The organism is Vibrio sp. YT-19(2023), assembly GCF_033337395.1.
Genome location: NZ_JAWOQN010000999.1, coordinates 1 through 546, shown reverse-complemented (window position 1 = coordinate 546; position 546 = coordinate 1). Strand labels below are relative to the sequence as shown.

Here is a 546-nt window from a genome sequence, read left to right as displayed (position 1 = left end):
CATGGCTGACAATGGCTATGAAACCATGCTGTGTGTGGAATCTGCCCTTCATGCACCAAGTATTGAAGAAGGCAAGACTCTTGAGCCAGGCGAGAGCTACGAGCTCGTGACAGTGATTGCTGCACAATAATCTTCCTAGGCCGGCTCATCCGGCCTTTTTTTGAAATCATTTCCGTTCTTCCTCGGTCACTTTCTAACTAACTCATTGGTTATCTGAGTTTTTTGACAATTTAATTAATAGATATCAAAAAAATTATTCATATAAACCGATAGCATGCCGATACAAAACTCATAAGTTATAAATATATCAGGAAGACATTCCATGTTAGAAAAGTACAGAAATCAAAGTGTTGGCTTTCAACTAAAGCTAGTCATCACTTTGTGCCTAGTAATTGCCTTTTCCAGCATTGCTGCGCTCGTTTATCGAAACGCATCTGGCGTGCTGCTAGAAAGTACGTTGAGAGAAAATCAATCCAAAGTCGAGTCGATGGCAAAAACCATTGCCGGTCAGTTCGCTGCTTACCTTCATACTGCTCAAGTACTCGA

General features: G+C 41.2%; 2 pseudogenes. Both read left to right on the top strand.

From position 1 onward, the window contains the following. Positions 1-130 (top strand): annotated as a pseudogene (locus R7E78_RS29655) (D-hexose-6-phosphate mutarotase); the annotation flags it as partial. Between the two features lie 192 nt (positions 131-322). After that, a pseudogene (locus R7E78_RS29650) lies at positions 323-546 on the top strand (methyl-accepting chemotaxis protein); the annotation flags it as partial.